Origin of the sequence: Allobosea psychrotolerans, from assembly GCF_002917105.1 — a bacterium.
Lineage (GTDB): Bacteria > Pseudomonadota > Alphaproteobacteria > Rhizobiales > Beijerinckiaceae > Allobosea > Allobosea psychrotolerans.
Genome location: NZ_PQFZ01000001.1, coordinates 279839 through 306220, shown reverse-complemented (window position 1 = coordinate 306220; position 26382 = coordinate 279839). Strand labels below are relative to the sequence as shown.

General features: G+C 66.7%; 28 protein-coding genes. 18 read left to right on the top strand and 10 right to left on the bottom strand.

The genetic code is table 11. The features are described from left to right. Nucleotides 1-151: 151 nt before the first annotated feature. From CYD53_RS01480 to CYD53_RS01460, 5 genes are all read left to right on the top strand, one after another. Nucleotides 152-583 (top strand): hypothetical protein, encoded by a 432-nt coding sequence (locus CYD53_RS01480; RefSeq protein WP_245928031.1) that lies wholly within the window; start codon nucleotides 152-154, stop codon nucleotides 581-583. Between the two features lie 65 nt (nucleotides 584-648). Continuing rightward, nucleotides 649-1215, top strand: a complete 567-nt coding sequence (locus tag CYD53_RS01475; protein WP_103716353.1) for a CAP domain-containing protein — start codon at nucleotides 649-651, stop codon at nucleotides 1213-1215. A 63-nt stretch (nucleotides 1216-1278) separates the two neighbouring features. Beyond that, nucleotides 1279-1905: a LysE family translocator gene (locus tag CYD53_RS01470; RefSeq protein WP_103716352.1), complete on the top strand. Its 627-nt coding sequence runs from the start codon at nucleotides 1279-1281 to the stop codon at nucleotides 1903-1905. Nucleotides 1906-1971: 66 nt separating this feature from the next. Continuing rightward, the gene (locus CYD53_RS01465; RefSeq protein WP_342751640.1) at nucleotides 1972-2574 is read left to right on the top strand and encodes a class I SAM-dependent methyltransferase; all 603 of its coding nucleotides are present in this window, start codon (nucleotides 1972-1974) and stop codon (nucleotides 2572-2574) included. Between the two features lie 90 nt (nucleotides 2575-2664). After that, a complete protein-coding gene (locus CYD53_RS01460) occupies nucleotides 2665-3723 on the top strand; it encodes an MBL fold metallo-hydrolase (protein WP_103716350.1) in 1059 nt (352 codons plus the stop codon). Nucleotides 3724-3925: 202 nt separating this feature from the next. Here the strand turns inward: CYD53_RS01460 and CYD53_RS01455 are convergent, their stop codons facing one another. Further along, nucleotides 3926-4789 (bottom strand): GyrI-like domain-containing protein, encoded by an 864-nt coding sequence (locus CYD53_RS01455; RefSeq protein WP_146055790.1) that lies wholly within the window; start codon nucleotides 4787-4789, stop codon nucleotides 3926-3928. Between the two features lie 141 nt (nucleotides 4790-4930). Between CYD53_RS01455 and dapF the strand changes: the two genes are divergently transcribed. Both dapF and mtaB read left to right on the top strand, forming a co-directional pair. Next, nucleotides 4931-5815, top strand: coding sequence for a diaminopimelate epimerase (gene dapF, locus CYD53_RS01450; RefSeq protein WP_103716348.1), 885 nt, complete (start codon nucleotides 4931-4933; stop codon nucleotides 5813-5815). Then, the gene (mtaB, locus tag CYD53_RS01445; protein WP_103716347.1) at nucleotides 5815-7089 is read left to right on the top strand and encodes a tRNA (N(6)-L-threonylcarbamoyladenosine(37)-C(2))-methylthiotransferase MtaB; all 1275 of its coding nucleotides are present in this window, start codon (nucleotides 5815-5817) and stop codon (nucleotides 7087-7089) included. Before dapF ends, mtaB begins: the two co-directional genes overlap by 1 nt. A gap of 19 nt (nucleotides 7090-7108) precedes the next feature. Here the strand turns inward: mtaB and CYD53_RS01440 are convergent, their stop codons facing one another. The 4 genes from CYD53_RS01440 to CYD53_RS01425 form a co-directional block, all read right to left on the bottom strand. Further along, the gene (locus CYD53_RS01440) at nucleotides 7109-8215 is read right to left on the bottom strand and encodes a sulfite oxidase (RefSeq protein WP_103716346.1); all 1107 of its coding nucleotides are present in this window, start codon (nucleotides 8213-8215) and stop codon (nucleotides 7109-7111) included. A 110-nt stretch (nucleotides 8216-8325) separates the two neighbouring features. Continuing rightward, a complete protein-coding gene (locus CYD53_RS01435) occupies nucleotides 8326-10032 on the bottom strand; it encodes an AMP-binding protein (RefSeq protein WP_181011692.1) in 1707 nt (568 codons plus the stop codon). A 167-nt stretch (nucleotides 10033-10199) separates the two neighbouring features. Continuing rightward, nucleotides 10200-12278, bottom strand: coding sequence for an elongation factor G (locus CYD53_RS01430; protein WP_103716344.1), 2079 nt, complete (start codon nucleotides 12276-12278; stop codon nucleotides 10200-10202). A 288-nt stretch (nucleotides 12279-12566) separates the two neighbouring features. After that, nucleotides 12567-13286 (bottom strand): SDR family oxidoreductase, encoded by a 720-nt coding sequence (locus CYD53_RS01425; protein ID WP_103716343.1) that lies wholly within the window; start codon nucleotides 13284-13286, stop codon nucleotides 12567-12569. Nucleotides 13287-13381: 95 nt separating this feature from the next. Between CYD53_RS01425 and CYD53_RS01420 the strand changes: the two genes are divergently transcribed. After that, complete coding sequence (locus CYD53_RS01420; protein ID WP_103716342.1) at nucleotides 13382-14284, top strand: LysR family transcriptional regulator; 903 nt, start codon at nucleotides 13382-13384, stop codon at nucleotides 14282-14284. A 78-nt stretch (nucleotides 14285-14362) separates the two neighbouring features. Here CYD53_RS01420 and CYD53_RS01415 read toward each other — a convergent pair whose 3' ends face one another. Beyond that, nucleotides 14363-15151: an SDR family NAD(P)-dependent oxidoreductase gene (locus CYD53_RS01415; protein WP_103716341.1), complete on the bottom strand. Its 789-nt coding sequence runs from the start codon at nucleotides 15149-15151 to the stop codon at nucleotides 14363-14365. 222 nt (nucleotides 15152-15373) lie between these two features. On the opposite strand from CYD53_RS01415, the gene rplS reads away from it, so the two are divergent. Beyond that, entirely contained in the window at nucleotides 15374-15769 is a 396-nt protein-coding gene (gene rplS / locus CYD53_RS01410; protein WP_244546293.1) for a 50S ribosomal protein L19, read from the top strand. A 115-nt stretch (nucleotides 15770-15884) separates the two neighbouring features. Here the strand turns inward: rplS and CYD53_RS01405 are convergent, their stop codons facing one another. Then, on the bottom strand, nucleotides 15885-16283 hold the full coding sequence (locus CYD53_RS01405) for a hypothetical protein (RefSeq protein WP_146055789.1): 399 nt from the start codon (nucleotides 16281-16283) through the stop codon (nucleotides 15885-15887). Between the two features lie 172 nt (nucleotides 16284-16455). On the opposite strand from CYD53_RS01405, the gene CYD53_RS30080 reads away from it, so the two are divergent. The 7 genes from CYD53_RS30080 (at nucleotide 16456) to leuD (ending at nucleotide 20993) form a co-directional block, all read left to right on the top strand. After that, nucleotides 16456-16632, top strand: a complete 177-nt coding sequence (locus tag CYD53_RS30080; RefSeq protein WP_158516284.1) for a hypothetical protein — start codon at nucleotides 16456-16458, stop codon at nucleotides 16630-16632. Between the two features lie 124 nt (nucleotides 16633-16756). Then, entirely contained in the window at nucleotides 16757-18175 is a 1419-nt protein-coding gene (gene leuC / locus CYD53_RS01400) for a 3-isopropylmalate dehydratase large subunit (protein ID WP_103716339.1), read from the top strand. Nucleotides 18176-18200: 25 nt separating this feature from the next. Beyond that, complete coding sequence (locus CYD53_RS01395) at nucleotides 18201-18446, top strand: hypothetical protein (RefSeq protein WP_092167190.1); 246 nt, start codon at nucleotides 18201-18203, stop codon at nucleotides 18444-18446. Next, a complete protein-coding gene (locus CYD53_RS01390) occupies nucleotides 18446-18916 on the top strand; it encodes a metallopeptidase family protein (protein ID WP_103716338.1) in 471 nt (156 codons plus the stop codon). The genes CYD53_RS01395 and CYD53_RS01390 overlap by 1 nt, the downstream gene beginning before the upstream one ends. A gap of 3 nt (nucleotides 18917-18919) precedes the next feature. Continuing rightward, complete coding sequence (locus CYD53_RS01385; RefSeq protein WP_103716337.1) at nucleotides 18920-19717, top strand: RDD family protein; 798 nt, start codon at nucleotides 18920-18922, stop codon at nucleotides 19715-19717. After that, nucleotides 19714-20346: a LysE family translocator gene (locus tag CYD53_RS01380; RefSeq protein ID WP_103716336.1), complete on the top strand. Its 633-nt coding sequence runs from the start codon at nucleotides 19714-19716 to the stop codon at nucleotides 20344-20346. Before CYD53_RS01385 ends, CYD53_RS01380 begins: the two co-directional genes overlap by 4 nt. A 44-nt stretch (nucleotides 20347-20390) precedes the next feature. Beyond that, nucleotides 20391-20993: a 3-isopropylmalate dehydratase small subunit gene (gene leuD / locus CYD53_RS01375; protein WP_103716335.1), complete on the top strand. Its 603-nt coding sequence runs from the start codon at nucleotides 20391-20393 to the stop codon at nucleotides 20991-20993. 101 nt (nucleotides 20994-21094) lie between these two features. Here leuD and CYD53_RS01370 read toward each other — a convergent pair whose 3' ends face one another. The 3 genes from CYD53_RS01370 to CYD53_RS01360 all read right to left on the bottom strand — a co-directional run bounded on the left by CYD53_RS01370 (nucleotide 21095) and on the right by CYD53_RS01360 (nucleotide 24843). After that, on the bottom strand, nucleotides 21095-22339 hold the full coding sequence (locus CYD53_RS01370; protein ID WP_245928030.1) for a DUF1501 domain-containing protein: 1245 nt from the start codon (nucleotides 22337-22339) through the stop codon (nucleotides 21095-21097). 8 nt (nucleotides 22340-22347) lie between these two features. Continuing rightward, the gene (locus CYD53_RS01365; protein WP_103716334.1) at nucleotides 22348-23841 is read right to left on the bottom strand and encodes a DUF1800 domain-containing protein; all 1494 of its coding nucleotides are present in this window, start codon (nucleotides 23839-23841) and stop codon (nucleotides 22348-22350) included. 207 nt (nucleotides 23842-24048) lie between these two features. Further along, nucleotides 24049-24843 (bottom strand): DUF4394 domain-containing protein, encoded by a 795-nt coding sequence (locus CYD53_RS01360; protein WP_103716333.1) that lies wholly within the window; start codon nucleotides 24841-24843, stop codon nucleotides 24049-24051. A 197-nt stretch (nucleotides 24844-25040) separates the two neighbouring features. Between CYD53_RS01360 and CYD53_RS01355 the strand changes: the two genes are divergently transcribed. Beyond that, the gene (locus CYD53_RS01355; protein WP_103716332.1) at nucleotides 25041-25604 is read left to right on the top strand and encodes a sigma-70 family RNA polymerase sigma factor; all 564 of its coding nucleotides are present in this window, start codon (nucleotides 25041-25043) and stop codon (nucleotides 25602-25604) included. After that, the gene (locus CYD53_RS01350) at nucleotides 25601-26371 is read left to right on the top strand and encodes an anti-sigma factor (RefSeq protein WP_245928029.1); all 771 of its coding nucleotides are present in this window, start codon (nucleotides 25601-25603) and stop codon (nucleotides 26369-26371) included. Before CYD53_RS01355 ends, CYD53_RS01350 begins: the two co-directional genes overlap by 4 nt. Nucleotides 26372-26382: the final 11 nt, after the last annotated feature.

Here is a 26382-nt window from a genome sequence, read left to right as displayed (position 1 = left end):
TCGCGTGTGGAAAATGCGTCAAAACAAAAAGCTAGATCGGTTTCCGATCCGATTGGATCGGAAACCGATCTAGCTGCAGGGCTTGAACGCTTGCCCGAGACACAACCCTGAGGTTTATAGGCGCGCCCAAATTTTCATCAGGGAATGAACCATGGCCGCGCGCACGACGACCCTCCCAGCCCTTGCATTCGCCGCCTTGTTCCTCAGCCTGTCGCAAGCCCAGGCGCAGCAGGCCTGCTACAATAATTTCAAGACCGATGGCGTTCCGATGGTGACAGGCCTGACCTATCGCAGCTGGGATCTCGTCACGAATCGCGCACCGGCAGCCGTGCTGAAGAACCTGGCGGCCGCCGTCGCCGCGGAGGGCTTCGCCGGTATCCGCGTCGACAATGCCACGAGTTCCGTCGTCGCGATCCAGGAGACCACCGGTTCGGGCCGGCCGCAGACCCTGCGCGTCACCGCCCGCAAGAGCGGGCCGGCCACGCGCGTCGACGCCGCCTTTGTCGTCCAGCAGGGCCAGATCGCACCGGAAGGCTATGTCCGCGACGCGCTCTGCCGCGTCATCGCCGGAGGCCGCGGCTGAGATCGTCGTATAATTGCTGAGACTACGGTACAAGCCGAGCGTACCCGACAGACCGAAAGCCGACGATGGATAAGCATCTTTTCCGCATGGCGACGCTCGCCATGACCCTGCTCGCCGCCGGCTGTGCCAGCGATCCGCGCGGTGCCGCCCCTCTCGGCGCCACGGCCACCGCGCGCCTGGCCACCGTCAAGCTCGACACCGTTGCCGCCACCCGCATTTTCAATTCCTATCGCGCCAGCCATGGCCTCGGCCCGGTCAAGCTCGACCCGACGCTGACCGCGATGGCCCAGCGCCAGGCCAATGCGATGGCCGCGGCGAACACGCTCTCCCACGATGCCGGCGGCAGCTTCGTCTCCCGCGTCCATGGCGCCGGGCTGAACGCGGGACGCACGGCGGAGAATGTCGGCGGCGGCTATTATTCGACAGAGGAGGCCTTCGCGGGCTGGAAGGCGTCGTCGGGCCACGACCTCAATCTGCGCATGCCCGAGGCGACGCGCTTCGGCATCGCACTGGCCAAGGCCCCGCAGACGCAATACGGGGCCTGGTGGGCGCTGGTGATCGCCGGCGAGCCGGAAAGGCGACGGGAGATCACCGCAGGACCGTTCGGCACGGGCGCGCCGGCCATCCGCTAGCCCTCTTTACAACTGGCGGCACTTGGGGATTGCTCCGGCCCTCGACCACCGGAGCCTGCCGTCATGACCTTTGAAGCTTGGGCCGCCTTTGCCGCCGCCACCGCCGTCCTGCTGGTGATTCCCGGCCCGACGATCCTGCTGGTGATCTCCTATGCGCTCGGCCAGGGCTGGCGCACGGCATTCCCCATGGCGGTAGGCGTCGCGCTCGGCGATTTCACGGCGATGACGCTCTCCATGCTCGGCGTCGGCGCGCTGCTGGCGGCCTCGGCCACCATCTTCACCGCGCTGAAATGGGCCGGAGCGGCCTACCTCATCTATCTCGGGATCAAGCTCTTCCGCGCCGGCGGCGCGCTCGACGCCAAGCCGCGCCAGGACGCCGTCTCGCCCTGGAAGATGCTCGCCCATGCCTGGCTGGTGACGGCGCTGAACCCCAAGAGCATCACCTTCTTCGTCGCCTTCCTGCCGCAGTTCCTGGATGCGAAGGGCGATTTCTGGACGCAGATGCTGATCTTCGAGGCGACCTTCATCACCCTCGCCTTCATGAATGCCTTCGGCTACGCGCTGGTCGCCTCGCGCGCCCGCTCGCTGATCGGCAATCCGCGCGCGATCGGGCTGTTCAACAAGGCCGGCGGCACGCTGCTGGTCGGGGCCGGCATCGCGACGGTCGCGGTGCGCTCGGGCAGCAACTGAGGCGCAATCGATGCCTGGAGCAAATAGTTAGAGCAGGATGCGAAAAACCGGTTCCCACTTTTTCGCATCCTGCTCTGGCAAAGACACCGCCACCCTCGACTTCTACGGGGTCGAGGCCGGGACTTATGCCGGCGGACGCGCAAGGTCAGATTAGACCGCCTCGATGCATTCGCCACAGCACTCCCGACCGGCGGCAGCGTTCTCGAACTCGGCTGCGGCGGCGGGCAGGACAGCGAGGCCTTGCTGGCGCGCGGCTTCGCGGTGACGCCGACCGATGGCTCGCAGGAACTCGCGAGCCAGGCCGCGCGGCGGCTTGGGCGGCCGGTCGAGGTGCTGTTGTTCGAAGATCTGGACGAGACCGATGCCTTCGACGGCATCTGGGCCAATGCCTGCCTGCTGGATGTGCCGCGCGAAGCCCTGCCGGCGATCATTGGCAAGATACAAGCTGCGCTGAAACCGGGCGGCGTGTTCTGTGCCAGCTTCAAGGCCGGCACCGCTGAGGGGCGCGATTGCTTCGGACGCTATTACAATTATCCGTCACCGGATTGGCTGCGCGGCGCGTACGATGCCGAGCGCTGGCGCAAGCTCGACATCGACGAGGACATGGGCGGCGGCTATGACGGCGAGCCGACCCGATGGCTGCATGTGCTCGCGTTCAAGATGCCGTGACGATGGGCCATCCTCCTCTGGGCGGAGGCATCGGCATGCATCAGGATCGCTGGACTTGATCCAGCGTACTCACGCCCCACTTCTGACACCATGAATCGTCGCAAGCTCCTTTCCTTCTTCGGCCTCGCCGCCTTGCTCGGCTCGACCGGTGCCGCCTGGGCGACGCTCACGCGCTCGCGCAATCCCTATTACCAGGGCCCCGTCACCGCTCATTTCGATGGCTTGAGCTTCAGCGACGGGCGCCCCGTCACCAAGGGGCTGCTCGATGTCTGGAGGTGGCAGACCTCCAGGCGCGAGCGCGAGGCCTTTCCCGCACGTTACCCGGCCCCGCCGCAGGACAAGCCGCCGGCGCGGGTCGACGGCGTTCGCATCGTCCATCTCGGCCACGCCTCGTTCCTGTACCAAGTCGCGGGGCTGAACCTGCTGATCGACCCGGTCTATGCGCAGCGCGCCAGCCCGCTTTCCTTTGCCGGCGCCAAGCGCGTGAACGAGCCCGGCGTCGCCTTCGACGATTTGCCGAAGATCGACATCGTGCTGATCACGCATAACCATTACGACCATCTCGATCTTGCGACGCTGGCCCGCATCCATGCCCGCGACATGCCGCGCATGATCATGCCGCTCGGCAACGACACGATCGTCAAGGCGCGCATTCCCGACGCGCTGACGCAGGCCTATGACTGGGGTGACCGCGTTGCTCTGTCGGATACGATCTCGGCGACGCTGGTTCCGACCTATCACTGGTCGGCGCGCGGCGCGCTCGACCGGCGCATGGCGCTGTGGTGCTCTTTCGTTATCGAGACCCACGGAACGAAGGTCTTCCATATCGGCGACACCGGCTATCATGACGGCTCGCTCTATGAACGGCTCGGCCAGGAGCATGGTCCGTTCGATCTCGCCGTACTGCCGATCGGCGCCTATGAGCCGCGCTGGTTCATGTCGGACAACCACATGAACCCGGAAGAGGCCGTGAAGGTGATGACATCGCTTAGGGCGCGCCAGGCGATCGGCCATCACTGGGGCACGTTCCAGCTTACCGACGAGGGCATCGAGCGTCCGCCCGAGGCGCTGAAGGCGGCCCTGGCGCAAGCCGGCCTGCCGGAGGAGCGCTTCAGGCCGATGCGGCCGGGGCTGAGCTGGACGGCCTGAGCTTGTCCACCGCGTCATCCCGGGCAAAGCCCCCGGGTCCGATCTTCGATCGGGCCAAGGATAAACTCCGCACAGACCCGGAATCCGAAGCGCCTCATGGTCGGGCTTGACCCGACCATCTCGTAAACCAGGGCGCTCCGGTCACGAGATTCTTGGGGCACAAGCCCGAGAATGAAGCTCTGAACCCGAATACGCCCCGCGCTCAGCGCGGCTGGACGTAGACGTTGATCTCGAGGTTCGGGTCGCCCGGATCGTTCAGATCGCTGACATACTCCTCGAGGAAGGCGTCCTTCACCACGATGCTCTTGGCCTCGAGATAGGCCGTGATCGTCTCATAGGTCGAATCGATGTCGTCATAGGGCGCGACATGGACGAAGCGCAGCGACGGGCCGGCCGGCGACAGGCCGACCTTGACGCCGCGTGCGAATTCGGAGGTCCGCGAGCCCTCCGGCGCCTGCCCGACCGGCAGCATCGCCTCGAAGCGGAAACCGTTGTCGTCGGTTTCGACGAACAGCGTCAGCGGTCGGCCGGCGATCGGCAACCCGGCCTTGGCCGCCTCCTCGCGCAGGATCTTGAAGCTCTCGTTCAGGCGCTGGAAGCCTTGATCCCAGCTCGACTGGCCGGCGAGCGACAGCACCGGCTTGGAGACGAGCAGGACGGCATCGACATCGCTCGCATCGCCGCGTTTGCCGGCGAGCGTCGCGTTCGGATCGGGCATGCCCGTCTGCTGCTGCGGCACAGGCGGCACCGGCAGCGCCGGACCGGGAGCCGGCAGGGTCGGAGGCGGCTGGACCGGCTGCGGCTCAGGCGGAAGCGGCGACGCCGGCGGTGGCTGGACGGGCTGCGGCGCGGCCGGCCCCTGCAGCACCGGGGGCGGCTGAACCGGCTGCGGCTCGGCCACCGGAGGCACGGCCTGCGCCTGAGCAGGAGCGGCCGCGCCCGGCGGCGGCGCGAGCGGCGCAGAATCGACAGCCGTCGGAGGCGCGACGCGCGTCTGCGCGAAGGCAGGCATGGAGGCGCCGAGCAGCGCTGCCAGCGCCAGAACACCAATCCGGGAATGCCGCATCATCATGGTCCTGCCCAAAAAGAACGATTCGCGCCCTTGCAGCGCAACATAGAATGTCCACCTTCACGCAGGAACGGGCGAAGGGTGGCTTTTTCGCGTCGGTTCCATCATAGACGCCGTAGTTTGTGGACGTGTGACCGAATGAACGCTCTGGCAACCCGCCGGTTCCTGAAAATGAACGGTCTGGGCAACCAGATCACCGTGCTCGACCTGCGCGGATCGCAGCTGCGCGTCAGCGAATCCGACGCCCGCGCCATCGCGGCGCAACCCGGCGCCCGCTTCGACCAGCTCATGGTGCTGCACGACGCCACGACGCCCGGCACCGATGCCTATGTCCGAATCTACAACACCGACGGCTCGGAAGCCGGCGCCTGCGGCAATGGCACGCGCTGCGTCGCCTGGGCGATGATGGCCGACCCTGCGATGGGCGATCCGTCCAAGACCAGGCTGACGCTCCAGACCAAGGCCGGCCTCCTGCCGGCCGTGCGCGAGAGCGAGTTCGTCTTCACGGTCGATATGGGTGCGCCACGCCTCGCCTGGGACGAGATCCCGCTCGCCGAACCGTTCCACGACACCGCCCATTTCGAATTGCAGATCGGCCCGATCGACGATCCGATCCTGCACACGCCTTGCGCGGTCAATATGGGCAACCCGCACGCAGTCTTCTTCGTCGACGATCCCTACCGCTTCAATCTGGAGCAGATCGGGCCGCTGCTGGAGAACCACCCGATCTTCCCCGACCGCGCCAATATCGAGCTCGCGGCAGTGACCGCGCCCGATCATATCGTGCTGCGCGTCTGGGAGCGCGGCGCCGGCATCACCCAGGCCTGCGGCTCGGGCGCCTGCGCGGCCCTGGTCGCGGCGGTGCGGCGCGAATTATCCGCCCGCAAGGCGGTCGTCAGCCTGCCCGGCGGCGATCTCACCATCGAATGGCGCGAGCGCGACGGCCATGTGCTGATGACCGGACCGGTCGCCTTCGAATGGGAGGGCGTGCTCGAGCCGGACTGGTTCGAGAGGGCGGCCTGATGGCGCTGGAGGTCGTCACCTTCGGCTGCCGCCTCAACATCGTCGAGAGCGAGGCGATCCGTGAGCGCGCACTGGCCGCAGGCCTCGATGACCTCGCCGTCGTCAACAGCTGCGCCGTCACCAGCGAGGCGACGCGCCAGGCCAGGCAGGCGATCCGCCGGTTGAAGCGCGAACAGCCCAGCCGGCCGGTGGTGGTGACGGGCTGCGCCGCGCAGATCGAGCCCGCCCGCTTCGCCGCCATGCCGGAAACCGCGCGTGTTCTCGGCAATGCCGAGAAGATGAAGCCCGGGACATGGGCGGCGCTCGCCCGCTCCAACAGCCTGCTCGGCGACGCAGAAGCCGCAGCCGACGCCAAGATCGCCGTCTCCGACATCATGGCGCAGACGATCCTGTCCGATGCCCGGACCGGCCGCTTTGCCGCCCATACACGCGGCTTCGTCCAGGTCCAGAACGGCTGCGACCATCGCTGCACGTTCTGCGTCATCCCGTTTGGGCGCGGCAATTCGCGTTCGCTCGCGCTGACCGAGGCGGTCGCGCAATGCCGCAGGCTGAGCGAGGCCGGCGCGCGCGAGATCGTGCTGACGGGCGTCGACCTGACGAGCTATGGCCGCGACCTGCGGGACGCGCCGACGCTGGGCCGGCTGGTGCGGGCGATCCTGCGCGCCTTGCCCGAATTGCCGCGCCTGCGCCTGTCGTCGATCGATGCGGTGGAGGTCGATGACGAACTCTGCGAGGCGATCGCGATCGAACCGCGCCTGATGCCGCATCTGCATCTCTCGCTGCAGTCCGGCGACGATCTGATCCTGAAGCGGATGAAGCGCCGGCACGGCCGCGAGGATGCGGTCCGCTTCTGCGCGGAGATGCGGAGCTTACGGCCCGACATCGTCTTCGGTGCCGATCTGATCGCCGGCTTCCCGACGGAGGACGAGGCGATGTTCTCGCGCTCGCTCTCCTTGGTCGAGGAATGCGGCCTGAGCTTCGTCCATGTCTTCCCCTATTCACCGCGCCCGGGCACGCCGGCCGCGCGCATGCCGCAATTGCCCGGCGGCATTGTCTCGGAACGGGCGGGCCGCCTGCGCGAGGCCGCTCGCGACGCGCACAGACGGCACCTCGACGCCCGCCTCGGCCGGCCTCTCTCGGTGCTCACCGAACGCGGCAATACCGGCCGCGCCGAAGATTTCACGCTGGTGCGCTTCCAACACGACGTCGCGCCCGGCGAGATCGTGGCGGTGGCGGCGGAAGCGGCGGATGAAAAGGCGTTGATCGCGGCTTAGCCGACGCAAGATCAAAGCGCTAACGCGCCGTGCCGCTCACCCGCTGCACCTGATTGTTGCAGTAGCCGCGCGGATTCCAGGGCGTCTCGAAAGGCTGGACATTCCCTTCGACGTCGCGCGCCTGCGTCACGACCGAAAGCGGTCCAGCCCGCTCGATGGCGAAACCCAGGCGGAAGCGCCGCCAGGCGAACGGCCCCTCGCTATCCCCAAGCTCCGCCTCGAGCCAGCTTGCCCCGCCATCGCAGGAGGCGCGCAGGCCGGCCAGCGGAATCGCGCCACTCCAGGCAAAGCCCTCGACGACGAGGCTCGATCGCACAGCGACGCTGAACCCCTGTGCCGGCGCGGTGATCAGCGACTTCACCGGCATGTCGGTGATGATGGTAAACCGGGCCGGATCGATCGCCTCGCCCGGCTTCACCGGCACCAGGGGCATCCGATAATCCGTGCCGCGCATCTTCTCGCCGTCATGTTCGACATCGCGCAGCGAAATCCGGTCGAGCCATTTCTGCCAGGCCGAGCCGGGAAAACCGGGCGCGACGATGCGCAGCGGTCCGCCATGCAGCGGCGGCAGAGGCTCGCCGTTCATCGCGAAGGCGATCAGCGTCTCCGGCGCCAGCGCCTTTGCAATCGGCAAGCCGCGCGACAGGGCCGGCCGCGATGGATCCGACAAGTTTCGGTCGGGCGCGTAATGCGCGGTATAGACCGCGCCCGCCTTCACACCGGACGCCTCCAGCACATCCTTCAGCCTGACGCCGGTCCAGCGCGCGCAGCCGACGGCGCCGAGCCGCCAGGGCAAGCCGTCGGTCGCGGGCGAGAATTGCGAGCGGCCATTGCCGGCGCATTCAAGCACGGCGGTGACGGTGACGGTTTCGAAGCGCTGGCGCAGTTCGGCAATCGACCAGACCAGCGGCCGCTCGACCTCGCCATCGATCGTCAATCGCCAGGCCTCAGTCGGCCCTGTCTCGGGCAGATCGCCATTGTTGCGGATGAAGAAGGCGTCGATCGGCGTGATCGGTTCGGCCAGCAGATCGAGCGCCGGCTCCGCGTTCAGCGCCTCCTCGTCATGGACATAGAGCCCGGGCTTCAGCCGGCGCAGCAGCGGCAATTCGAGAAGGCGACGGGGCAATCAGCAACCTTTTCGTCGGCGCGCGGACGCACGCGGCGGATGGCGCAGGCCTTCGGCCTTGGCGGGGCAAACTAGCCATCGCCCTCTCCGCGATCAAGCCGCCGACCCTCTCATTTGTGGGAGGCGACCTCCTCGCGCAGCGCACGGCGCAGCACCTTGCCGACATTGGTCTTGGGCAGGCTGTCGCGGAAGACGATCTGCTTGGGCACCTTGTAGCCGGTCAGGCTGTCCTTGCAGAAGGCGCGCAGGGCCTCGGCCGTCAGCGCCTGGTCCTTCCTGACCACGAAGGCGGCGACGGCCTCGCCGGAATGCTCGTCGGGCAGGCCGATCACGGCGGCCTCCAGCACGCCGGGATGGCTGGCGAGCACATCCTCGACTTCGTTGGGATAGACGTTGAAGCCCGAGACCAGGACCATGTCCTTCATCCGGTCGACGATCTTGATCTGGCCGTCTGGCATCAGCACGCCGACATCGCCCGAGCGGAAATAGCCGTCGGCGGTCATCACCTTCTGCGTCTCGTCGGGGCGGTTCCAATAGCCGACCATGACCTGCGGTCCACGGATGCAGATTTCGCCAGGCTCGCCAGGCGCCATGTCGTGGCCCTCGGCATCGCGGATGGCGAAGTCGGTCGAGGGCAGCGGATAGCCGATCGTGCCGGTAAACTCGGAAATATCGGGCCGGTTCGCCGAAGCCACCGGCGAGGTTTCCGACAGGCCGTAGCCCTCGACGATCGGCCGGCCTGTGACATCCTTCCAGCGCTTGGCGACGGCGGCTTGCGTCGCCATGCCGCCCGCCACCGCGAAACGCAGCTCGGAAAAGTCGACCTCCTTCATCTCGGGATGGTTCGCCAGCGCGTTGTAGAGCGTGTTGACGCCGGAGAAGAGCGTGATCCGGCTCGATTTCAGGGTCTTGACGAAGCCGGCGATGTCGCGCGGATTGGCGATCAGCAGCCCCTTGGCGCCGATGCGCAGCATGAACATGCAGCAGCAGGTCAGTGCGAAGATGTGGTAGAGCGGCAGGGCCGTGACCATGACGTGCTGGTAGTCGCTGCGGCCCAGCGGCGGCTCCAGCGCCCAGCCCAGCCATAAGGCGCACTGCTCGACATTGGAGGCGACGTTGCGATGCGTCAGCGTCGCACCCTTGGCGACACCGGTCGTGCCGCCGGTATATTGCAGGAAGGCGACGTCGTCTGGAGTAACCGTTACCGGCGCCATCACGCTTGAGCCCGCCAGGATATCCTTGAGCGGGATCGAGCCAGGCAGATTGAAGGATTTGACCACCTTCTTGATCTTGCGGGCGACGAAATTGACGATCGTGCCCTTGAAGCCCATCAGGTCGCCGGCGGTGGCGATGACGACGGCATCGAGCTTGAGGTTGGGCTTGGCCTCCTCGACGACATGGGCGAAGTTCTCGATCACCACCAGCACGCGCGCGCCGGAATCGTTGAGCTGGTGGGTCAGCTCGCGCGCCGTGTAGAGCGGGTTGATGTTGACGACGGTGAAGCCGCCGATGAGCGCCCCGAAGATCGTCGCCGGATAGGCCAGGATGTTGGGCATCATCAGCGCGATGCGGTCGCCCTTCTTGAAGCCCTGCGCCTGCAGCCAGGCGGCGAAGGCCTGTGCGGAGCGGCCAGTCTCGGCGAAGCTGATCGCCTTGCCGAAACTCTCGAAGGCCGGGCGCGCGGCATAGGTCGTGCAGGCGGTGTGGACGAGATCGGCCAATGTGCCGACCTTGGCAGGATCGAGCTCCGGCGGCACGGCGGCGGGATAGTGCGCCAACCAGGGACGCGGATCCGGCTTCGCCGCGGCGGCGCTCATCGCATTCATGGTCATCCTCCCATCTCGCCGGCTTTGCGACCGCAGGAGCAGCCGTGCCAGTGCTTTTTCATGACCATACAGTGCTGAACCGAATGGGCGGGCGCAAGCGCCCGCCCCCAAGAATACACCAAAAGGTTTAGATATGAACCTTTCGGGTCACAGGCTTTTCATCGTGCCTGCGCCAGAGCATGCGAGGCAACGATGGCCTCGGCCGGCTTGCCTGCGAGTTCGGCAAGATGGTCGAAGCGTGCACTGAACGAGCCGACGCCCGCCGTCGCCGAACGCAGCTCGACGATCAGCCCCGGCATCTCCGCCTCGGGGATCAGCGCATTGATCTGGTCCCAGCCGCGCCATCCCGGCCGCGAATCATAGCCGAGAATCTGTCCGCGCCGGCTCGAGACGATGGCCGAGGCCCGCGACATCGCTTCGGAAGGGATCACCACCTCGACCGCCAGGATCGGCTCCAGCAGCACGGGTTTCGCCTGCGGCACGGCCTCGCTCATGGCGATACGCGCCGCCTGCCTGAACGCCATGTCGGAGGAATCGACCGTGTGATAGGAGCCGTCGGTCAGCGTAACCTCGATATCGACCAGCGGAAAGCCGAGCGGCCCGTTCTGGCAGAAGTCGCGCACGCCGGCCTCGACAGAGGCGATATATTGCCGGGGCACCACGCCGCCGGTGATGCGGTCGACGAAGCGAATGCCCTCGCCGCGCGGCAGCGATGCGACCTCCAGCACGACATCGCCATATTGCCCGTGCCCGCCGCTCTGCTTGCGGTGCCGGCCGCGTGCGCCGGCCTTGCCCCGGATGGTCTCGCGATGACCGATCTGCGGCGGGCCGCTCTCGACGGATACGCCATAACGGCCGGCAAGCCGCTCCAGCGTGACGCGCAGATGCATCTCGCCCTGACCGGACAGGCGCATCTCGCCGAACTCCGGCAGATGCGTGATCGAAAGCGCGGTATCCTCCTCCGCCAATCGCGCCAGCGCCGCCGCCAGCCTGACATCGTCCTTGCGGTCCTTCACCGAGACCGCCAGCGCATGCACCGCTTCGGGCGGCGCGACCGAGTTCACCACGCTCGCGCGCAGCTTGCCGAGCGTCAGCGCGTCCCCGGTCACCACGCCTTCGAGCCGCGCGAAGGCTGCGATCTCGCCCTCTTCCGCCGCCGGCTTGCGCGTCTGCTCCGTGCCCTTGACCGCGAGCACGCCGGCGATCCGCGCCTCGACGCCGCCCGAGGAGGTCACGACATCGCCCTCGGCCAGCCTGCCGCGCAGCATGCGGGCAAGCGAGACCTTGCCGCCCTGGCCGGAATGCCAGGTCTTCATCACCTGCGCGAGCGGCGCGCCCTCGGCCACGACGCCGATGCGTCCGCGCGTCTCGCCAAGGCCGGGGGCCTCGTGCCGCAGCGCCTTGAGCAGGCGCGTCACGCCATTGCCGCGCTCGGCCGAGCCGATCAGTACGGGCACGACATGGCGATGCTGCAATTCCCGCGCGAGATCGTCGAAGATGCGGTCGCGCGGCGGCTCCATGTCGCCGAGCAGATCCTCCATCAGCGCGTCGTCGTAATCGGCGAGCTTCTCCAGCATCGAGAAGCGCGCTTCCTTCTCACGCCCCGTCTCCTCGGAGCCGAGCGGCACGATCTCGCTGGGCGCATGCTCGCGGTAGATGAAGGCGCGCTCCAGCGCGAGATCGATGAAGCCGACCGCAATGCCCTTCTGCCAGATCGGAATCTGGCGCAGCAGCAGGGGCGTGCGCGAGGCGCGCTGCAGGATGCCGAGCGTCTCGCGCACCCGGCGCGAGGCGGTGTCGATCTTGTTCAGGAACAGGAAGCGCGGAATATCCGCTTCCTCGAGCTCGCGCAGGACGAGTTCTAGCGCCGGCGCCTTGCGGTCATCCGCCTCGCAGACCACCACCGCGGCGTCGACCACCGGCAGGACATGGCGCATCTCGTGCAGGAACTCGACGGAGCCGGGACAATCGACGAACTGGAAGCGCTCACCGAGAAATTCGACGGAGGCGACGTTGAGCTCCGTGCTCATCTGATGCGCGCGGGCCTCCGCACTCGCATCGCCGACGCTGTTGCCGGTCTTGACCGAGCCCGCGCGGGAGACGCCGCCGCAGCGCTCCAGGATGCTTTCGAGCAAAGTCGTCTTGCCGCTCTGGAAGGGGCCGACGATGGCGATGCATCGCGGGCCCCCGCCTCTGACTCCGTTTGCGTTTCCTTCGTTCCGGGATGTCGCAGCCATGGCTTCCTCCTTCGGTCATTGGCCGCGAAGGGGCGAGAAGCCGTTGGGCTCAGGGCTCCGACGCGGCAGGGACCGGCGCGGGAAGACAAGTGAAGCACCCACGCCGAAAGGGCGGCGGTCGCTCAGGCCCGACAAGGGTCGGGCGGCCGTCGAAGAGGGATTTCGAGGAGCAGGTTCGCGCCGTTCGGGAGGCGGCGCAAGTAAATTGTCTGCTGCACCGTGGCGTGCATTGGACGCCACGGCCGGATCGTGGCTGGCTTGCTCAGGCGTGTAGCCGCAGCACAACGACTAAGCGAGGAGGCCCCCGCCGTCGACGTAGAGCACTTGGCCCGTCACATAGGTCTGGCGGATGAGGTAGAGGTAGCTTTCCGCAATCTCCTCCACCTCGCCGGCGTGGCCGACAGGCAGGCGTGCGGCCTCAGAGGCGTAGAAGGCGTCGCGTTGCGTCTCGCCCATGCCGGCCCAGAGGTCGGTCTTCACGACACCGGGCGCCACACAGTTCACCCGTAGGGGCTTCAGTTCCACGGCGAGCGCCCGGGTGAGCCCGTCCATCGCGCTGCAGATGCTCGACGCCGCCGCCCAGCCGGGGCCAAGCGGCCGAGCCCCCGCCGTGCCGGAGGTGAACACCAGGGAGCCGCCTTCCCGGATCGTCTTGCACCCGTACTTCGCCGCGGCGAGCGCGCCCCAGTACCGCAGCTCGAAGAATCGGCGGACCTCGGCGAGATCGGCCTCCAATCCGAGAAGCTGCAATGGCTCACCTGCCGTGTAGACGAGATGATCGAACTCACCCACCTCTTCGAAGAACGCTCGCGTCGCCGTCTCGTCCGAGAGGTTGACCGTCCGCCCTTCGGCGTCCGCCCCCAGGGCGGCGACCGCCGCCGCCACCCGTGTCTGGGAGCTTGAGCCGACCACGACCCGGGCTCCCGCTGCAGAGGCGGCCTTCGCGACCGCGAGGCCTATGCCGGACGTGCCGCCGAGCACGACAATGCGTTGTTCATTCAAGGTCATGGCGAACTCCTGAGGATGGGAAGACGCAAGATCCGCTTTGCCCGGCCCGGAATCCAACGCATCTTTGTCACGGCAATGTTGACGGAGACTCACTCATGGCATTTGACGCGCGTTTGCTCTCAGGCGTCGGTGTGATGACCGCCGTCGTCGAAAACGGCGGCTTCGCGCGCGCGGCGGAAGCCGTCGGGTTGACACCATCGGGGGTCAGCCGAGCCGTGGCGCGGCTGGAGGCGCAGGTCGGGGCCCGGCTGTTCGACCGGCATCCTCGTATGATGGCGCTCACCGAAGCCGGTGCGCGCTTCCATGCTGAGGTTGCGCCGCTCCTTGCCGCCATCACCGAGGCTGCCGAGACAGCCGCCGCCGACTCCACTCAGGTTCGCGGCCGACTGAGACTGAGCGTTGATCCGTGGTTCGCGCGCATCGTGCTCGCGCCACGGCTGCCGGCTCTACTGGCCCGCTATCCGGAGCTTTCGCTGGAACTTCGGGTCACCAACGCCTTTGAGGAGATGCTCGCAGGAGGCGTTGACCTTGCCATACGCTTCGGTCCTCCGCCGATTTCAGGCCTGATCACCCGTAAGCTCTTGGACACACGGGTCCTTACGGTCGCTACGCCGGCTTACCTGGTCGGCCGCCCTCCTCTTCGCGCGCCCGCCGACATCGCCCGGCATGACGCGATCCTGTTCCGGGATCCGCAGTCCGGGCGGCCGTTCACCTGGGAGTTCCATCGAGGCGGCAAAACAATCGAAGTCCCGGTCGCCGGCCGCCTGGTGCTGGACGATCCTTCCGCGGCCCTGGCAACCTGCGAGGCGGGGCTGGGCCTGTTCCAGAGCTTTGAACTGGGGCTTGAGCCCTGGCTGGACAGTGGGCGTCTGGTCACCGTGCTCGACGATTGGGCGGAGGAACGCTTCCCGCTCCATGCCTACTATGCGTCGCGCCGCCAGTTGCCGGGCAAGGTGCGCGCTTTCCTGGATTTCATCACGCTCAGCCTCGCAGCTTGACGGTGGGGTCTTGTGGACAGGGCTCGGTGCTCAACGCCAAGCGTCCATCAGGGCTTGAAGCCGACCCGAACCCTCCCGTCAGCGATTCCGCCGCTGCCCGCGCAGCGTCGTCAGCCCGATGCCGACAGCATCAAAGCCGCCATCGACCGCCAGAACCTGGCCGGTGATGTAGCTCGACCTGTCGCTGCACAGGAAGAAGATCGCCTCGGCCAGTTCCTCCTCCAGCCCGTAGCGGTTGAGCGGGATAGCATCGTGATAATCGGCGCGGATCTCGGGGCTGTGCACCGCCTTGGCCATGGCGGTGTCGACCGGGCCCGGCGCGACCGCATTGACGCGGATGCCCAAGCCCGCGAGCTCCGCCGCCTGCTGCTTGGTGAGATGGGCAAGCCCGGCCTTGCTGGTGCCGTAGGCGACACGCAGCGTCGAGGCGCGCAGGCCCGAGATCGAGGTGATGTTGACGATCGCGCCGCCGCCGGTATCGGCCATCAGGGGGGCGGCAAGCTGCGTCGTCAGGAACGGCCCGGTGAGGTTGACCGCCAGCACCCGCTGCCACTCCTCATAGCTGGTCTCCAGCAAAGGCTTGAACACGGCCGTGCCGGCATTGTTGACCAGCGCATCGAGCCGGCCGAAGCGGATTGTCAGCGCGGCGAAGGCGACTGCTACCGCGGCAGGGTCGGAGACATCGCAGGCCAGTGCCAGCGTCGCCTCGGGCTGCGCCAGCTCGGCTACCGCCTTGTCCAGGGTTTCGACGTCGATATCGAGCAGCGCGACCCGCCAGCCCTCGGAGAGAAAGCGCCTGGCAGTGGCAAGCCCGATGCCGCGCGCGGCGCCGGTGACGAGGGCGATCTTGTCGAGGTTTTCAGGCATGGTTTCCGACCCGGGATACTGTCATTGTTGTTGCGTACCGCTATGCACCTCGGCAAGGGCCTCGCCAAGTCTCGACAGGCCTCGCTTCGCCGGCCAAGCCGCTCTGCGCAAGACCCGCGCTCGACAAGCGCCCGACTCTGCTGTATGGCCCCGCTCACAACTGAAAACAGCGTGCCGAACGCCCGCGCAGCTCAAGCGCGACAACGGCTATTGGAGAGACCCGTGAACATCATCGAACAGCTCGACAAAGAGCAGATCGCCAAGCTCAGCGCAGGCCGCGAGATCCCGCATTTCCAGCCCGGCGACACCGTGCAGGTCAACGTCAAGGTCAAGGAAGGCGAGCGCAGCCGCGTCCAGGCCTATGAAGGCGTCTGCATCGCGCGCAATGGCGGCGGCCTGAACGAGGCCTTCACCGTCCGCAAGATTTCCTATGGCGAGGGCGTCGAGCGCGTCTTCCCGCTCTACTCGCCGAACATCGACTCCATCAAGGTCGTCCGCAAGGGCAAGGTGCGCCGCGCCAAGCTGTATTACCTGCGCGATCGCCGCGGCAAGTCGGCCCGTATCGCCGAGCGCGTCGAGCCCCGCGCGCCGAAGGCCGACAAGGCCGCCGCGAAGTAAGCTTCGGCTTCAATCGCAAGAGATTTGGAAACGCGGTCCTTCGGGGCCGCGTTTTTGTTTTGGCAATCCGCCGACCGACGACGCAATGACGCGGAGTCTCCCTGGTGAGGAACGCTTATTCCTGCGATCCGAAGGTCATGTCGCGCCGGGCCGTCAGGATGCTGATCGAATAGCCGGCGATGACATCGACCAGGCACATCAGCGTGATGATCAGGAACGTCCCGGTGCCGAAGGCCGGCAGCAGCAGGAAGGCAATGAAGCAGGCGAGGAAGACCAGCATCGACAGGCCATGATTGAGGATAGAGTTCGTCTTGGCGCTGGCCGCGTTCATGACCTCGAAGAACAGCACGATCGTCGCGACGAAGAGCAGGAGCTCGCTCACCGTCAGCGAAAAGCGCACGCCCGACGGCAGACCGAAGCCGAGGACTTCGCGCCCCAGCGGCTGCCCCAAAACGGCGATGACGACGGCGTATACCAAGACCGCCAGCACCATGAAGGGAAAGAACCTGAGCATCGCCATACCTCGCTTCGTCGCCTGAGCCCCTGCCCGCGCGCACCGCCTCTGCTTATCAGCATGGCGGTCGCGAGGCATCTATCCCCTCGCGGCATGCGCGCCACGCGCGGCTGTATCTCGCAAGGCCGCATCTCGATTGTCGCGCCACCTTAGAACTGCTAGACACTCCCTCATGTCACTGCGTTCCGATCGATCGATGCTGCGCGTCTGCGCCGTCCAGGGTGAAGGCCATCTGCCTGCCCTGCCGACGACGCAGGACTTTGTCGCGCTCGACGATCACGCCCGCCTGCCCTGGCGCTTTTTCGGACGTTTCACGGCGTCGATCGCCGCAGGCCTTACGCGCGCCTGAGACCGGCCGTTTTCGGCCGGCGACAGGCCGTTGCGCTGCGCCCTCCGGCATGAGCCGGACCCGTTCAAGACATTCCCGATATCAGCCAAGACATTCTTGGGTATCCGACAGAGGCCACCACGTCATGACGTCCAACGCCACCCCACGCACGCTCTACGACAAGATCTTCGACGACCACATCGTCGATCGTCAGGAGGACGGAACCTGCCTGCTCTATATCGACCGCCACCTCGTCCATGAGGTCACGAGCCCGCAGGCTTTCGAGGGGCTGCGCCTGACCGGCCGCAAGGTCCGCTCGCCTGAGAAGACCCTGGCCGTCGTCGACCACAACATCCCGACGACCGACCGCAGCAAGGGCATCACCGAAGAGGAAAGCCGCATCCAGGTCGAGGCTTTGGCCAGGAACGCCAAGGATTTCGGCGTCGAGTATTTCAACGAGCTCGATATCCGCCAGGGCATCGTCCACATCGTCGGCCCCGAGCAGGGCTTCACCCTGCCCGGCACCACCATCGTCTGCGGCGACAGCCATACCTCGACGCATGGCGCCTTCGGGGCGCTGGCGCATGGCATCGGCACCTCGGAGGTCGAGCATGTGCTCGCCACCCAGACGCTGATCCAGAAGAAAGCCAAGAACATGCTCGTCCAGGTGGACGGCACGCTCGCCAAGGGCGTCACCGCCAAGGACATCACGCTGGCCATCATCGGCGAGACCGGCACGGCCGGCGGCACCGGCTCGGTCATCGAATATGCCGGCGACGCCATCCGCGCGCTCTCGATGGAAGGGCGCATGACGCTGTGCAACATGTCGATCGAGGGCGGCGCGCGCGCCGGCATGGTCGCGCCTGACGAGAAGGCCTTCGCCTATCTGAACGGCCGTCCCAAGGCGCCCAAGGGGGCGGCCTGGGATGCGGCGATGCGCTATTGGGAGACGCTGTACAGCGACGAGGGCGCGCATTTCGACCGCATCGTCCGGCTCGACGCCAACAACCTGCCGCCGATCGTCTCCTGGGGCACGAGCCCGGAGGACGTCATCTCGGTCGCGGGCGCAGTGCCCGATCCCGCCCTGATCGAGGACGAGACCAAGCGCACATCCAAGCAGCGCGCGCTCGACTATATGGGCCTGACCGCCGGCACCAAGATCACCGACATCCCGCTCGACGTGATCTGGATCGGCTCCTGCACCAATGGTCGCATCGAGGATCTGCGCGCCGTCGCCAAGATCGTCGAAGGCAAGAAGATCGCGAGCTCGCTCGACTACGCCATGATCGTGCCGGGCTCGGGTCTCGTGAAGCAGCAGGCGGAGCAGGAAGGACTGCACAAGATCTTCCTTGCCGCCGGCTTCGAATGGCGTGAGCCGGGCTGCTCGATGTGCCTGGCGATGAACCCCGACCAGCTCAAGCCGGGCCAGCGCGCCGCCTCGACCTCGAACCGCAATTTCGAGGGCCGCCAGGGCTACAAGGGCAGGACGCATCTGGTCTCGCCGCAGATGGCCGCCGCTGCCGCTCTGGCCGGCCACTTCGTCGATGTCAGGCAGTTGGGGTGAGACCCGGTCAGCGGGGGTAACGAGCATGTCGAACGACCCCCGCGAAACCGCCCGCGCCGCCGAGGCCCAGGCCGCGCTCGACCGCGTCAAGCGCGACAGCGAGAGCCTGCTCGGCTCCTCCATGGGCCGCGCCGCCGAGCATTTTTCCGGCGGCGATGCGCCTGATGGCGACAAGATCGAGCTCTGGGGCCGGCGCATCGGCCGGTCCCTGTCGCTGCTTGGCGTAATCGTGCTGGCCTATTGGCTCGGCCATCAATTGAAGATCTGGTGATGGGAAGCGTGCCTTCAGTCTCGGCCACGGCCAGTGCGAGCGCTCATGCGCAAGCCAGCTCCAGCATCGGTTGGGATGGCGCGAAAGCGCCTTCCATCGCCGAGTTCGAGATCTTGGCGCAGGCCGCCTTCGACCATTTGCCGGATGCTTTCCGCGCGCTCTGCAGCGACGTCGTCTTCAACGTCACCGAGTTCCCCGAGGACGAGGTGCTGAAGGAGCTCGAGGCCGAGAGCCCCTTCGACATCCTCGGCCTCTTCAGCGGCATCGGCCTGCCGCAGCAGGGCTATGCCCCACAGACCGGCCAGATGCCCAACACCATCCATCTCTATCGCCGCCCGATCCTGGACTACTGGGCCGAGAACGACGAGAGCCTGGGCGCGATCGTCACCCATGTTCTGGTTCACGAGATCGGCCATCATTTCGGCTTTTCCGATGAAGACATGGACGCCATCGAAGCCGAGGCGGGATGAAGCATGGCTGAGCCGCAGAAACTCTGGTTCTGGCGCCGCAGCTTCGCGGTGGCGATTGACTTCGTCGCAGCCTCGCTGATCTTCGTGCTCGCCTTCACCCTCGTGACCAGCGGCACGAGCGATACGCTGCGCCTCAGCGGGTTCGGCATCGTCACCCGCAGTTGCGGCCCCGCTAAGGTATCGCCGGCTGTATTGGCAGCCGGCAACGAGGCAATGCCTGGCGTGGACTGGACTACCGCCGCACAATGCAACATCAGTAGCTTCGGCATCACGCAGAATCATATCATCGTCTTGGCTCGTAGCGAGAAGCAGAAGAACAGCGTCGTGATTACACACAGCGTCTCCGTACCAGTTGATACGGCAGGCAATCCCGCATCACCATTCTATCTGGACTCGCTCGGCCTTCTGCTTTTCTTGGTTGCGGGCCTCATCTTCCTCGCCTCACGTTTGCGCGCCACACCCGGCATGAAGCTGATGGGTCTCCAGCTCGTGACTGCGGATGGCGAGAGAGCCGGACTGAAGGCTGTATTTCTGCGTCTCGTCTACGCCTACATTCCCGTCGTGCTGGTTATAGCGTTGGGCATCGGCACGTTCTTACTCGTCGGTGCTTACAATCTTAGCGCCTGGCTTCTTGCGCCGGCATTCTTTGCCGCCGTTATCGTGGCACTATCTTGGTGGCGGCCATTCGAGCTTCGCCGCAGCCTGCCGCGCGCCCCGCTGCACGACATCTGGGCCAGCACGCGGATCGTCCGCGCAGCGCCGCAGCCTGCCGTGGACCTCACAACGGACACTGCACGATGATCGACGACCTGATCCGCCACCTGCCTGATCTGGCGCTGGTCTACTCGGCCTTCTTCCTGGCTGTCGCCAGCCCCGGCCCGAGCAACCTCGTCGTCATGGCGACCTCGATGGAACGCGGCCGGGATGCGGGCGCCATATTGGCGCTCGGCGTCACCGCCGGCTCGCTGACCTGGGGAATTCTGGCCGCGATCGGCGTCACCGGCCTGGTCGTGGCCCATCCCGAAGCGCTCTACACCGTCAAGATCGTCGGCGGGGTCTATCTGCTGTTCCTGGCCTGGCGTTCGGCGCGCTCGGCCATGCGGGTCGAGATGCCGCCGCCGAAAGCCGCCATCTCGGGGCGCCGCAGCTTCCTGCGCGGCTACCTCATGCACCTGACCAACCCCAAGGCGATCCTGAGCTGGACAGCGATCATCGCGCTGGGATTGCGCCCGGATACGCCGCCGGTCGTGCTCTACGCCATCATTATCGGCTGCATGCTGATCTCGCTGGGGATCAACCAGTTCTACGCCGTGCTGTTTTCGACCGCCTCGATGATCTCCGGCTATCGCCGGATCCGCCGCCGCGCAGAGGCCTGTCTCGCCGCCTTCTTCACCTTCGCCAGTTTCAAGCTGCTGACCTCGCAGCTCTAGACCCCGCAAAAGCACTGCCAGAAAGACCCATCGGAGTTCCCGCCATGCAGCCCTTCACCACGCTGACCTCGACGCCTGCCCCGCTGAAGGTGATCAATGTCGACACCGACATGATCATCCCCAAGCAGTACCTCAAGACGATCAAGCGCACCGGGCTCGGCACCGCCCTGTTCGCCGAGATGCGCTACAAGGAGGACGGCTCGGAGAATCCCGATTTCGTGCTGAACCAGCCGGCCTATCGCAAGTCGGAGATCTTGGTCGCCGGCGACAATTTCGGCTGCGGCTCGTCGCGCGAGCATGCACCCTGGGCCCTGCTCGATTTCGGCATCCGCTGCGTGATTTCGACGTCCTTCGCCGACATCTTCTACAATAATTGCTTCAAGAACGGCATTCTGCCGATCGTGGTCAGCCCGGAGGATCTGGAGAAGCTGTTCGACGACGCCGATCGCGGCTCGAACGCGACGCTGACGGTCGATCTCGAAAAGCAGGAGATCAAGGGTCCCGACGGCGGCACGGTGAAGTTCGACCTCGACCCGTTCCGCAAGCACTGCCTGATCAACGGCCTCGACGATATCGGCCTGACCATGGAGAAGGCCCCGAAGATCCAGGCCTACGAGGAAAAGCTCGCCAAGCGCGAATGGGCTTGAACGACAGCGTCATTCCCGGGCACTGCGAAGCAGTGACCCGGGAAGCTCTTGAACGAGATGCTCGGGTCTGCGCTTCGCTTGCCCGAGCATGACGATCCGCCCTACCCCACCAGCCCCCGCATCGGCGCAAGCTCGCCGGTGCCCGGAAATACCCTCTCCGCCAGCACCGGCCCCGAGAGCCCGAACAGCTCCGACACCACGCCCTTGGCCACGCCGCGGATATCCGTCGTCGGCTTGAGATCGCGCTTCTCGTAGAGTTGCTCGGGCTTCAGCCCCGGCCAGTCCACGACCATCCGCCCGCCCTTGACCGCGCCGCCGACGAGGAAGGCGATCGTACCGGTGCCGTGGTCCGTGCCGACTGTGCCGTTGACCTTCGCGGTGCGGCCGAACTCGGTGACGATCATCACCACCGTATCCTTCCAGACCGGCTTGAGGCCCTGCTCGAAGGCAGCCAGCGCGCCGTCGAGCCCTCCCAATAGTTGCGCAAGGCGCCCCTTGGCGCCGCCCTCATTGGCATGCGTATCCCAGCCCTCGAAGGCGAGCGCGGCGATGCGCGGCCCGTCATCGGCACCGACAAGTCCCGCCGCGCCCTCGGCGATGCGCTTCATGCCGTCCGCGCTGTCGGGCCCGCCACCGCCACGCGTCTCGCCATTCATGCTGCTGCGCAGGGCGATGCCCTCTGTCTCGATCGCCTGCGAGAGCGCGCGCGCCAGCCCGGGATCGCGCTGGCCGTAGAGATCGGACAGGCGCTGCATCAGATCAGGCCCCGCCCGCGCCATGCGCGGCGGCGACCAGCCCAGGATCGGCGCCGGGCCGCGCACCACCAAGGGCGGCACCACGCCGACGCCGAGCACGCCATGGCGCGACACCGTCTCGCCGGGTGGCAGGCTCGCGATCAGGCGATTGAGCCACCCGCTATCGGTACGGCCGGGACCGGCCTGCCCGCTTTCGAGCACGTCTTGCCCGTCGAAATGCGAGCGCTCGCGATAGCCCGTCGCCGCCGCGTGCACGATCGAGGCCTGGCCGGCACCATAGAGCCGCGCCAGATTCGGCATGGCGGGATGAAGGTAGAAGAAGCCGTCGAGCGGCAAGGCGGCATCGGGACCATCCTTGGTCAGGGCAATGCCCTCGCGCAGACCGGCATAGTCGGGATCGCCGATCGGCGGCACCGCCGAGAGGCCATCGAGCGCGCCGCGCAGCACCACAAGCAGGAAGCGCGGATCGCGGCTGCCCGCCGCCGCATAGGCGAATTTCGGCACGAAGGACCAGGCGAAGAGCGCCCCCGCCGCGCCCAGAACCGCCCGCCGCGAGGGCGTCATCGCTTCGCAATCGTCGTCGATGTCCATCATCGGGCTCATCTCCGCTGAAATTCGGGTGACATCAGCAGCAGCGCCAGCGCCTGCGGCTTGCTTTCCGCCCGCGCCACGGTCTGGCGGGTCTCGGGCGAGGCGAGCGGGCCAAGAATGTCCTCGGTCAGCGCGCGCGGATCGGGCACGCTGCCGGCCGCCTGCCGGCCCCAGCCGGCGGCGACGTCGATGCGGGTCTTGATGCCTTCGGCCGAGGCCCAGGCAGCGTTGGTGTCGGGATAGCCATTGGGTCCCGACGGCTGCCAGAAGGGCTGTCCCATCACGCCGAGAGGTCCGAGAATCTGGCCGGGATCGGCCTTGCGGCCAAGCGCGCGATAGCTCGCGATCAGGAACTCCTGCGGCGAGCGGATCTTAGTCGGCTCGGCATTCCAGGCCACGTTCGATTCGAGCAGCGCGCGCGAGACAGCGGCGAGATCGCCTTGCGTCCGGCGGAACACCTGCGACAGCGAACCGACGAGGGCGGGCGGCGGCTCGTCGGCCACGAAATGCCGCGCCAGCTTCAGCGCGATGAAATCGGCGGTGGCGGGATGATGCGCAAGGTCGGTCAAGGCCGCCAGCCCCTGGGCCTTGCCGGGTTGGGCGTACTCCTTACCCAGCAGGGGCTGCGCCCCGGGCTCGTGCAAACCGACATTGAAGGCGAAGGAGCCGGGGAACCCCAGCACCGCCTCGCGCCCGACCATGGTCCAGCCCGTGATGATGCGCGCAAGATTGGTGACGTCGGCCTGGGAATAGCCGCCATGGACGCCAAGCGTGTGCAGTTCGAGGATTTCGCGTGCCTGGTTCTCGTTGAGGCCGCGCCCACGCCGCTTGCCGGCCGGCGAGCCCGGCCCGATCGAGAGCCGGTTATCCAGGAAATCCAGCATGGCCGGATGGCTCTCGGCGGCGACCAGCATCTCCTCGAAACGGCCGAAGACATGCGGCCTGATGGCCTCGCGCTCATAGGCGCCCGCCATGCTGCGCCCGATATTGCTCTTGGTTGCAGCGATGCAGAAATGGTTCGACCAGAACTGCACCAATCGCTCGGCAAAGCCGCTCTCGGCATCGAGCGCGAGCTGCACCCTGGCGACGACCTCGTCGCGATAGGTTTTGAAGGGCAGCGGCGGCTCGTTGGCCGGCTTGGCCGGCTGCGCCATCTGGTTCTGCGGAGCCTGCGGAGCGGCAGGCGCTTGCGGGTTTGGCGCGGTTTGCGGATTGGGCGGCGCGGCTGCAACCTGAATGGCCTGCGCCTGCGCCTGCCCGGCGAGGCGCTTCGCCTCGCGCTCCATGCGCTCCTTGTCCTCGAAGGCGAAGAGCGCGCCGCCAATCTCGGCCGCGCCCGAGAACGGTGGGTTCAACGGCTGCGCGACGACCCCGCGCGCGACCTCGGCGAGCATGCTCTCACGCGCCGCATCACGCTGGTCGCGCGGTTGCCCCGGCCTTGCGCCGAGGCCGAAACGCTGGAGCCCGATGCCGCCGGCGCGGCTGCCGTCCGGGGTCGCCATATCTGCATCTCCGATCGGGATTCGACCGAAACATCATGATACAAGGTCGATGCAAATAATGGCGAAAAGCTGGGGGACATCGCGCCATTTGATGGCGACATCGACGTCCTTGTCTCACGTCCGGGCCAGCGACCGAACCATGAGAAGGACCGCCGCCCCTTGCGAGGCGGCAGCCCTACCGAATGGCCGGATCAGGTCGTCCCGGACTTACGACGCCGGAAGCGCCGCGATATCACGCACAGGCGCGGTCAACCCGGTAAGCTGCCCAACCGTCGTGGCCTTGCCGGTAGCGAGATCGACCTTGTGCAGGGCGCCATCCGCCAGCAGCCAGCCGGTATTGGTTCCGTCCGCCGCTGTTTCGATATCAAAAGCGATGGTTTTCGGCATCACACCCAGCTTGCCGACCGCTCCAAGGACGCCATCATTCGGCGGAGCCTGCTTGATCAGGGCGCCGATCTTGGCGTCGATGTCATAGAGCACCGTCTCCTTGGCGCCCTTCACCGCGTTGATATAGGCACCGCCGACGATCATCGGCGCCTCGCCCTTGTGCATGTCGGTCTCGGCGAATTTCAGCTTGCCATCGACGGTGGTCTTGCCGTCATCGACATTGACGCGAAGATTGGTGCCGTCCGAGCCGATGACGCGCATGCGGTCGGCGACCGGGTTGAAATCGACGGTGGCCATGGCGCCGGCCGACAGCACGGTATCCATCTTGGACTTCATCGTCGCCTTGCCGGCGGCATCGACCGTATAGATCGTGCCGTCGGTCGTCAGCGCATAGAGCATGCCGTCGGCCGGCCGCACGTCGATGCCGGCGATCTTGCCGGTGATGCCGCTGACCTTCATCGATTTGCCGGCCTTCAGGGTCGCAGTGTCGATCATCGTCAGGGTCTCGTCACCGCTGAGCACGGCCAGCATGCCGGCCTGGGCAGCCAGCGGCGCGACAAGGGATGCGCCAAGAATCGTCGAAGCAATCAGTGCAAGGCGTGTGTTGCGGTCCATGCCGTTATCCTCCGGTTGTCTGTTCCGGTGCCGTCGGCCTCTGTTCGGCCGCGGCACTCGGATGCGACAACGCTGCGTTGCCGCTTGCGGATGCGGCAGGAAAAATAAAGAATCCTGGCGCATCCGCAGCGGCCCCAGATGTGTAACAAGAGGCTGGCCACGGCCGGCAGGGCGTTGCGCCAGCAAGGGAGACCGGAATGGCGAGCGACGCCACGCTGACGGCGAAGGCTGCAGAGATCGAATCCGCGCTGCGCGCCTGTGCTTCCGGCGATAAATCTGCGCTCCGGCGCATCTACGATGCCGAGTCCGCGCGTATGCTGGGTGTGGCGCTGCGTTTGCTGAAGCGTCGCGCATTGGCCGAGGAGGCGGTGCAGGACGCCTTTGTCCTGATCTGGCGGCATGCGGCGCGGTTCGACCCCGAGCGCGGCAGCGGCCTGACCTGGATCTACGCGATCCTGCGCAACCGCTCGCTCTCGATCCTGCGCGACGAGAAGCGCACCGAAACGCGTGAGGAACCTGTCGCCGAGGAAATGGCGAGCGAAGAGGACGATCCCGAGACGATCATGTCGAAGCTGTCGGACGCCAAAGCCCTGCGCACGTGCCTCGAGACGCTGCCGCCGCAGCGGCGCGGCATCGTGCTGCTCGCCTTCGTCCAGGGCCTGACCCATGGCGAGATCGCCGGCAGGCTGAACATGCCGATCGGCACGGTGAAATCCTGGATCAGGCGCTCGCTGATCTCGCTGAAGGAGTGCCTCGGATGAGTCCCTCCGCCAAGATGAACCTGACGCCCAACGAGCGCACGGCCCAGGCGGGCGAATATGTCCTCGGCTTGATCGAGGGGGCCGATCGCACCGCCTTCGAGCAGCAGCTCGAAAGCGATCCCGAGCTCGCTGCCTCCGTCGAAAGCTGGCGTCGCCATTTCGCCGGCATCGACGCGACGGCAACACCGCTTGCTCCATCGCCAACCCTATGGAGCCGGATCGAAGCCGAACTGGCGACGCTGGCGCAGAACGCAGCCCCGGCGCGAGCGGCAACGACGACAATCCTGCGCAAGACCGCTCCTTATGCCGGCAGCCGCCTGTCGGCCTGGTGGAACAGCCTTTTCGTCTGGCGCGGCGCGGCCTTCGCCGGAGCGCTCGCGGCCATCCCGCTCGCCATCGGCCTCGACGGGGCGCTCGACCGGGCGAGGCGCCAGCCGGTCATGGTCGCGGTGCTGCTGACCGAGGCCAGCGTCGCGGCGGCCGTGGTCAACACCTTCGCCGATGGCCGCGTCGAGATGGTGCCGCTGCAGGCGATCCATGTGCCCGAGGGCAAGGCGCTGGAAATCTGGACGCTCTGGGATCGCGCCGTCGGCCCGCGCTCGGTCGGGTTGATCGAGCGCGCCCGCACGACGAAGCTGAGGCTCGACCAGCTCCCGCTCGGCAAGGATCAGCTCTTCGAGATCACGCTGGAGCCGGCGACAGGTTCGCCGACCGGCCGCCCGACCGGGCCGATCGTGGCGAAGGGAACGACGGCGCAGGCGTTGTGAGGCGATTCTCC

Bases quoted from the DNA above. Each gene is read 5' to 3' on its own strand.
- CYD53_RS01350 (WP_245928029.1), top strand. From the start codon at position 25,601: ATGAGTCCCTCCGCCAAGATGAACCTGACGCCCAACGAGCGCACGGCC.
- CYD53_RS01480 (WP_245928031.1), top strand. From the start codon at position 152: ATGGCCGCGCGCACGACGACCCTCCCAGCCCTTGCATTCGCCGCCTTG.
- dapF (WP_103716348.1), top strand. From the start codon at position 4,931: ATGAACGCTCTGGCAACCCGCCGGTTCCTGAAAATGAACGGTCTGGGC.
- mtaB (WP_103716347.1), top strand. From the start codon at position 5,815: ATGGCGCTGGAGGTCGTCACCTTCGGCTGCCGCCTCAACATCGTCGAG.
- CYD53_RS01415 (WP_103716341.1), bottom strand. From the start codon at position 15,151: ATGCCTGAAAACCTCGACAAGATCGCCCTCGTCACCGGCGCCGCGCGC.
- CYD53_RS01385 (WP_103716337.1), top strand. From the start codon at position 18,920: ATGGCTGAGCCGCAGAAACTCTGGTTCTGGCGCCGCAGCTTCGCGGTG.
- CYD53_RS01390 (WP_103716338.1), top strand. From the start codon at position 18,446: ATGGGAAGCGTGCCTTCAGTCTCGGCCACGGCCAGTGCGAGCGCTCAT.
- CYD53_RS01395 (WP_092167190.1), top strand. From the start codon at position 18,201: ATGTCGAACGACCCCCGCGAAACCGCCCGCGCCGCCGAGGCCCAGGCC.
- CYD53_RS30080 (WP_158516284.1), top strand. From the start codon at position 16,456: ATGTCACTGCGTTCCGATCGATCGATGCTGCGCGTCTGCGCCGTCCAG.
- CYD53_RS01360 (WP_103716333.1), bottom strand. From the start codon at position 24,843: ATGGACCGCAACACACGCCTTGCACTGATTGCTTCGACGATTCTTGGC.
- CYD53_RS01435 (WP_181011692.1), bottom strand. From the start codon at position 10,032: ATGAGCGCCGCCGCGGCGAAGCCGGATCCGCGTCCCTGGTTGGCGCAC.
- CYD53_RS01380 (WP_103716336.1), top strand. From the start codon at position 19,714: ATGATCGACGACCTGATCCGCCACCTGCCTGATCTGGCGCTGGTCTAC.
- CYD53_RS01475 (WP_103716353.1), top strand. From the start codon at position 649: ATGGATAAGCATCTTTTCCGCATGGCGACGCTCGCCATGACCCTGCTC.
- CYD53_RS01425 (WP_103716343.1), bottom strand. From the start codon at position 13,286: ATGACCTTGAATGAACAACGCATTGTCGTGCTCGGCGGCACGTCCGGC.
- CYD53_RS01365 (WP_103716334.1), bottom strand. From the start codon at position 23,841: ATGGCGACCCCGGACGGCAGCCGCGCCGGCGGCATCGGGCTCCAGCGT.
- CYD53_RS01460 (WP_103716350.1), top strand. From the start codon at position 2,665: ATGAATCGTCGCAAGCTCCTTTCCTTCTTCGGCCTCGCCGCCTTGCTC.
- CYD53_RS01405 (WP_146055789.1), bottom strand. From the start codon at position 16,283: ATGCTCAGGTTCTTTCCCTTCATGGTGCTGGCGGTCTTGGTATACGCC.
- CYD53_RS01430 (WP_103716344.1), bottom strand. From the start codon at position 12,278: ATGGCTGCGACATCCCGGAACGAAGGAAACGCAAACGGAGTCAGAGGC.
- CYD53_RS01470 (WP_103716352.1), top strand. From the start codon at position 1,279: ATGACCTTTGAAGCTTGGGCCGCCTTTGCCGCCGCCACCGCCGTCCTG.
- leuD (WP_103716335.1), top strand. From the start codon at position 20,391: ATGCAGCCCTTCACCACGCTGACCTCGACGCCTGCCCCGCTGAAGGTG.
- CYD53_RS01355 (WP_103716332.1), top strand. From the start codon at position 25,041: ATGGCGAGCGACGCCACGCTGACGGCGAAGGCTGCAGAGATCGAATCC.
- CYD53_RS01420 (WP_103716342.1), top strand. From the start codon at position 13,382: ATGGCATTTGACGCGCGTTTGCTCTCAGGCGTCGGTGTGATGACCGCC.
- leuC (WP_103716339.1), top strand. From the start codon at position 16,757: ATGACGTCCAACGCCACCCCACGCACGCTCTACGACAAGATCTTCGAC.
- CYD53_RS01370 (WP_245928030.1), bottom strand. From the start codon at position 22,339: ATGGACATCGACGACGATTGCGAAGCGATGACGCCCTCGCGGCGGGCG.
- CYD53_RS01455 (WP_146055790.1), bottom strand. From the start codon at position 4,789: ATGCGGCATTCCCGGATTGGTGTTCTGGCGCTGGCAGCGCTGCTCGGC.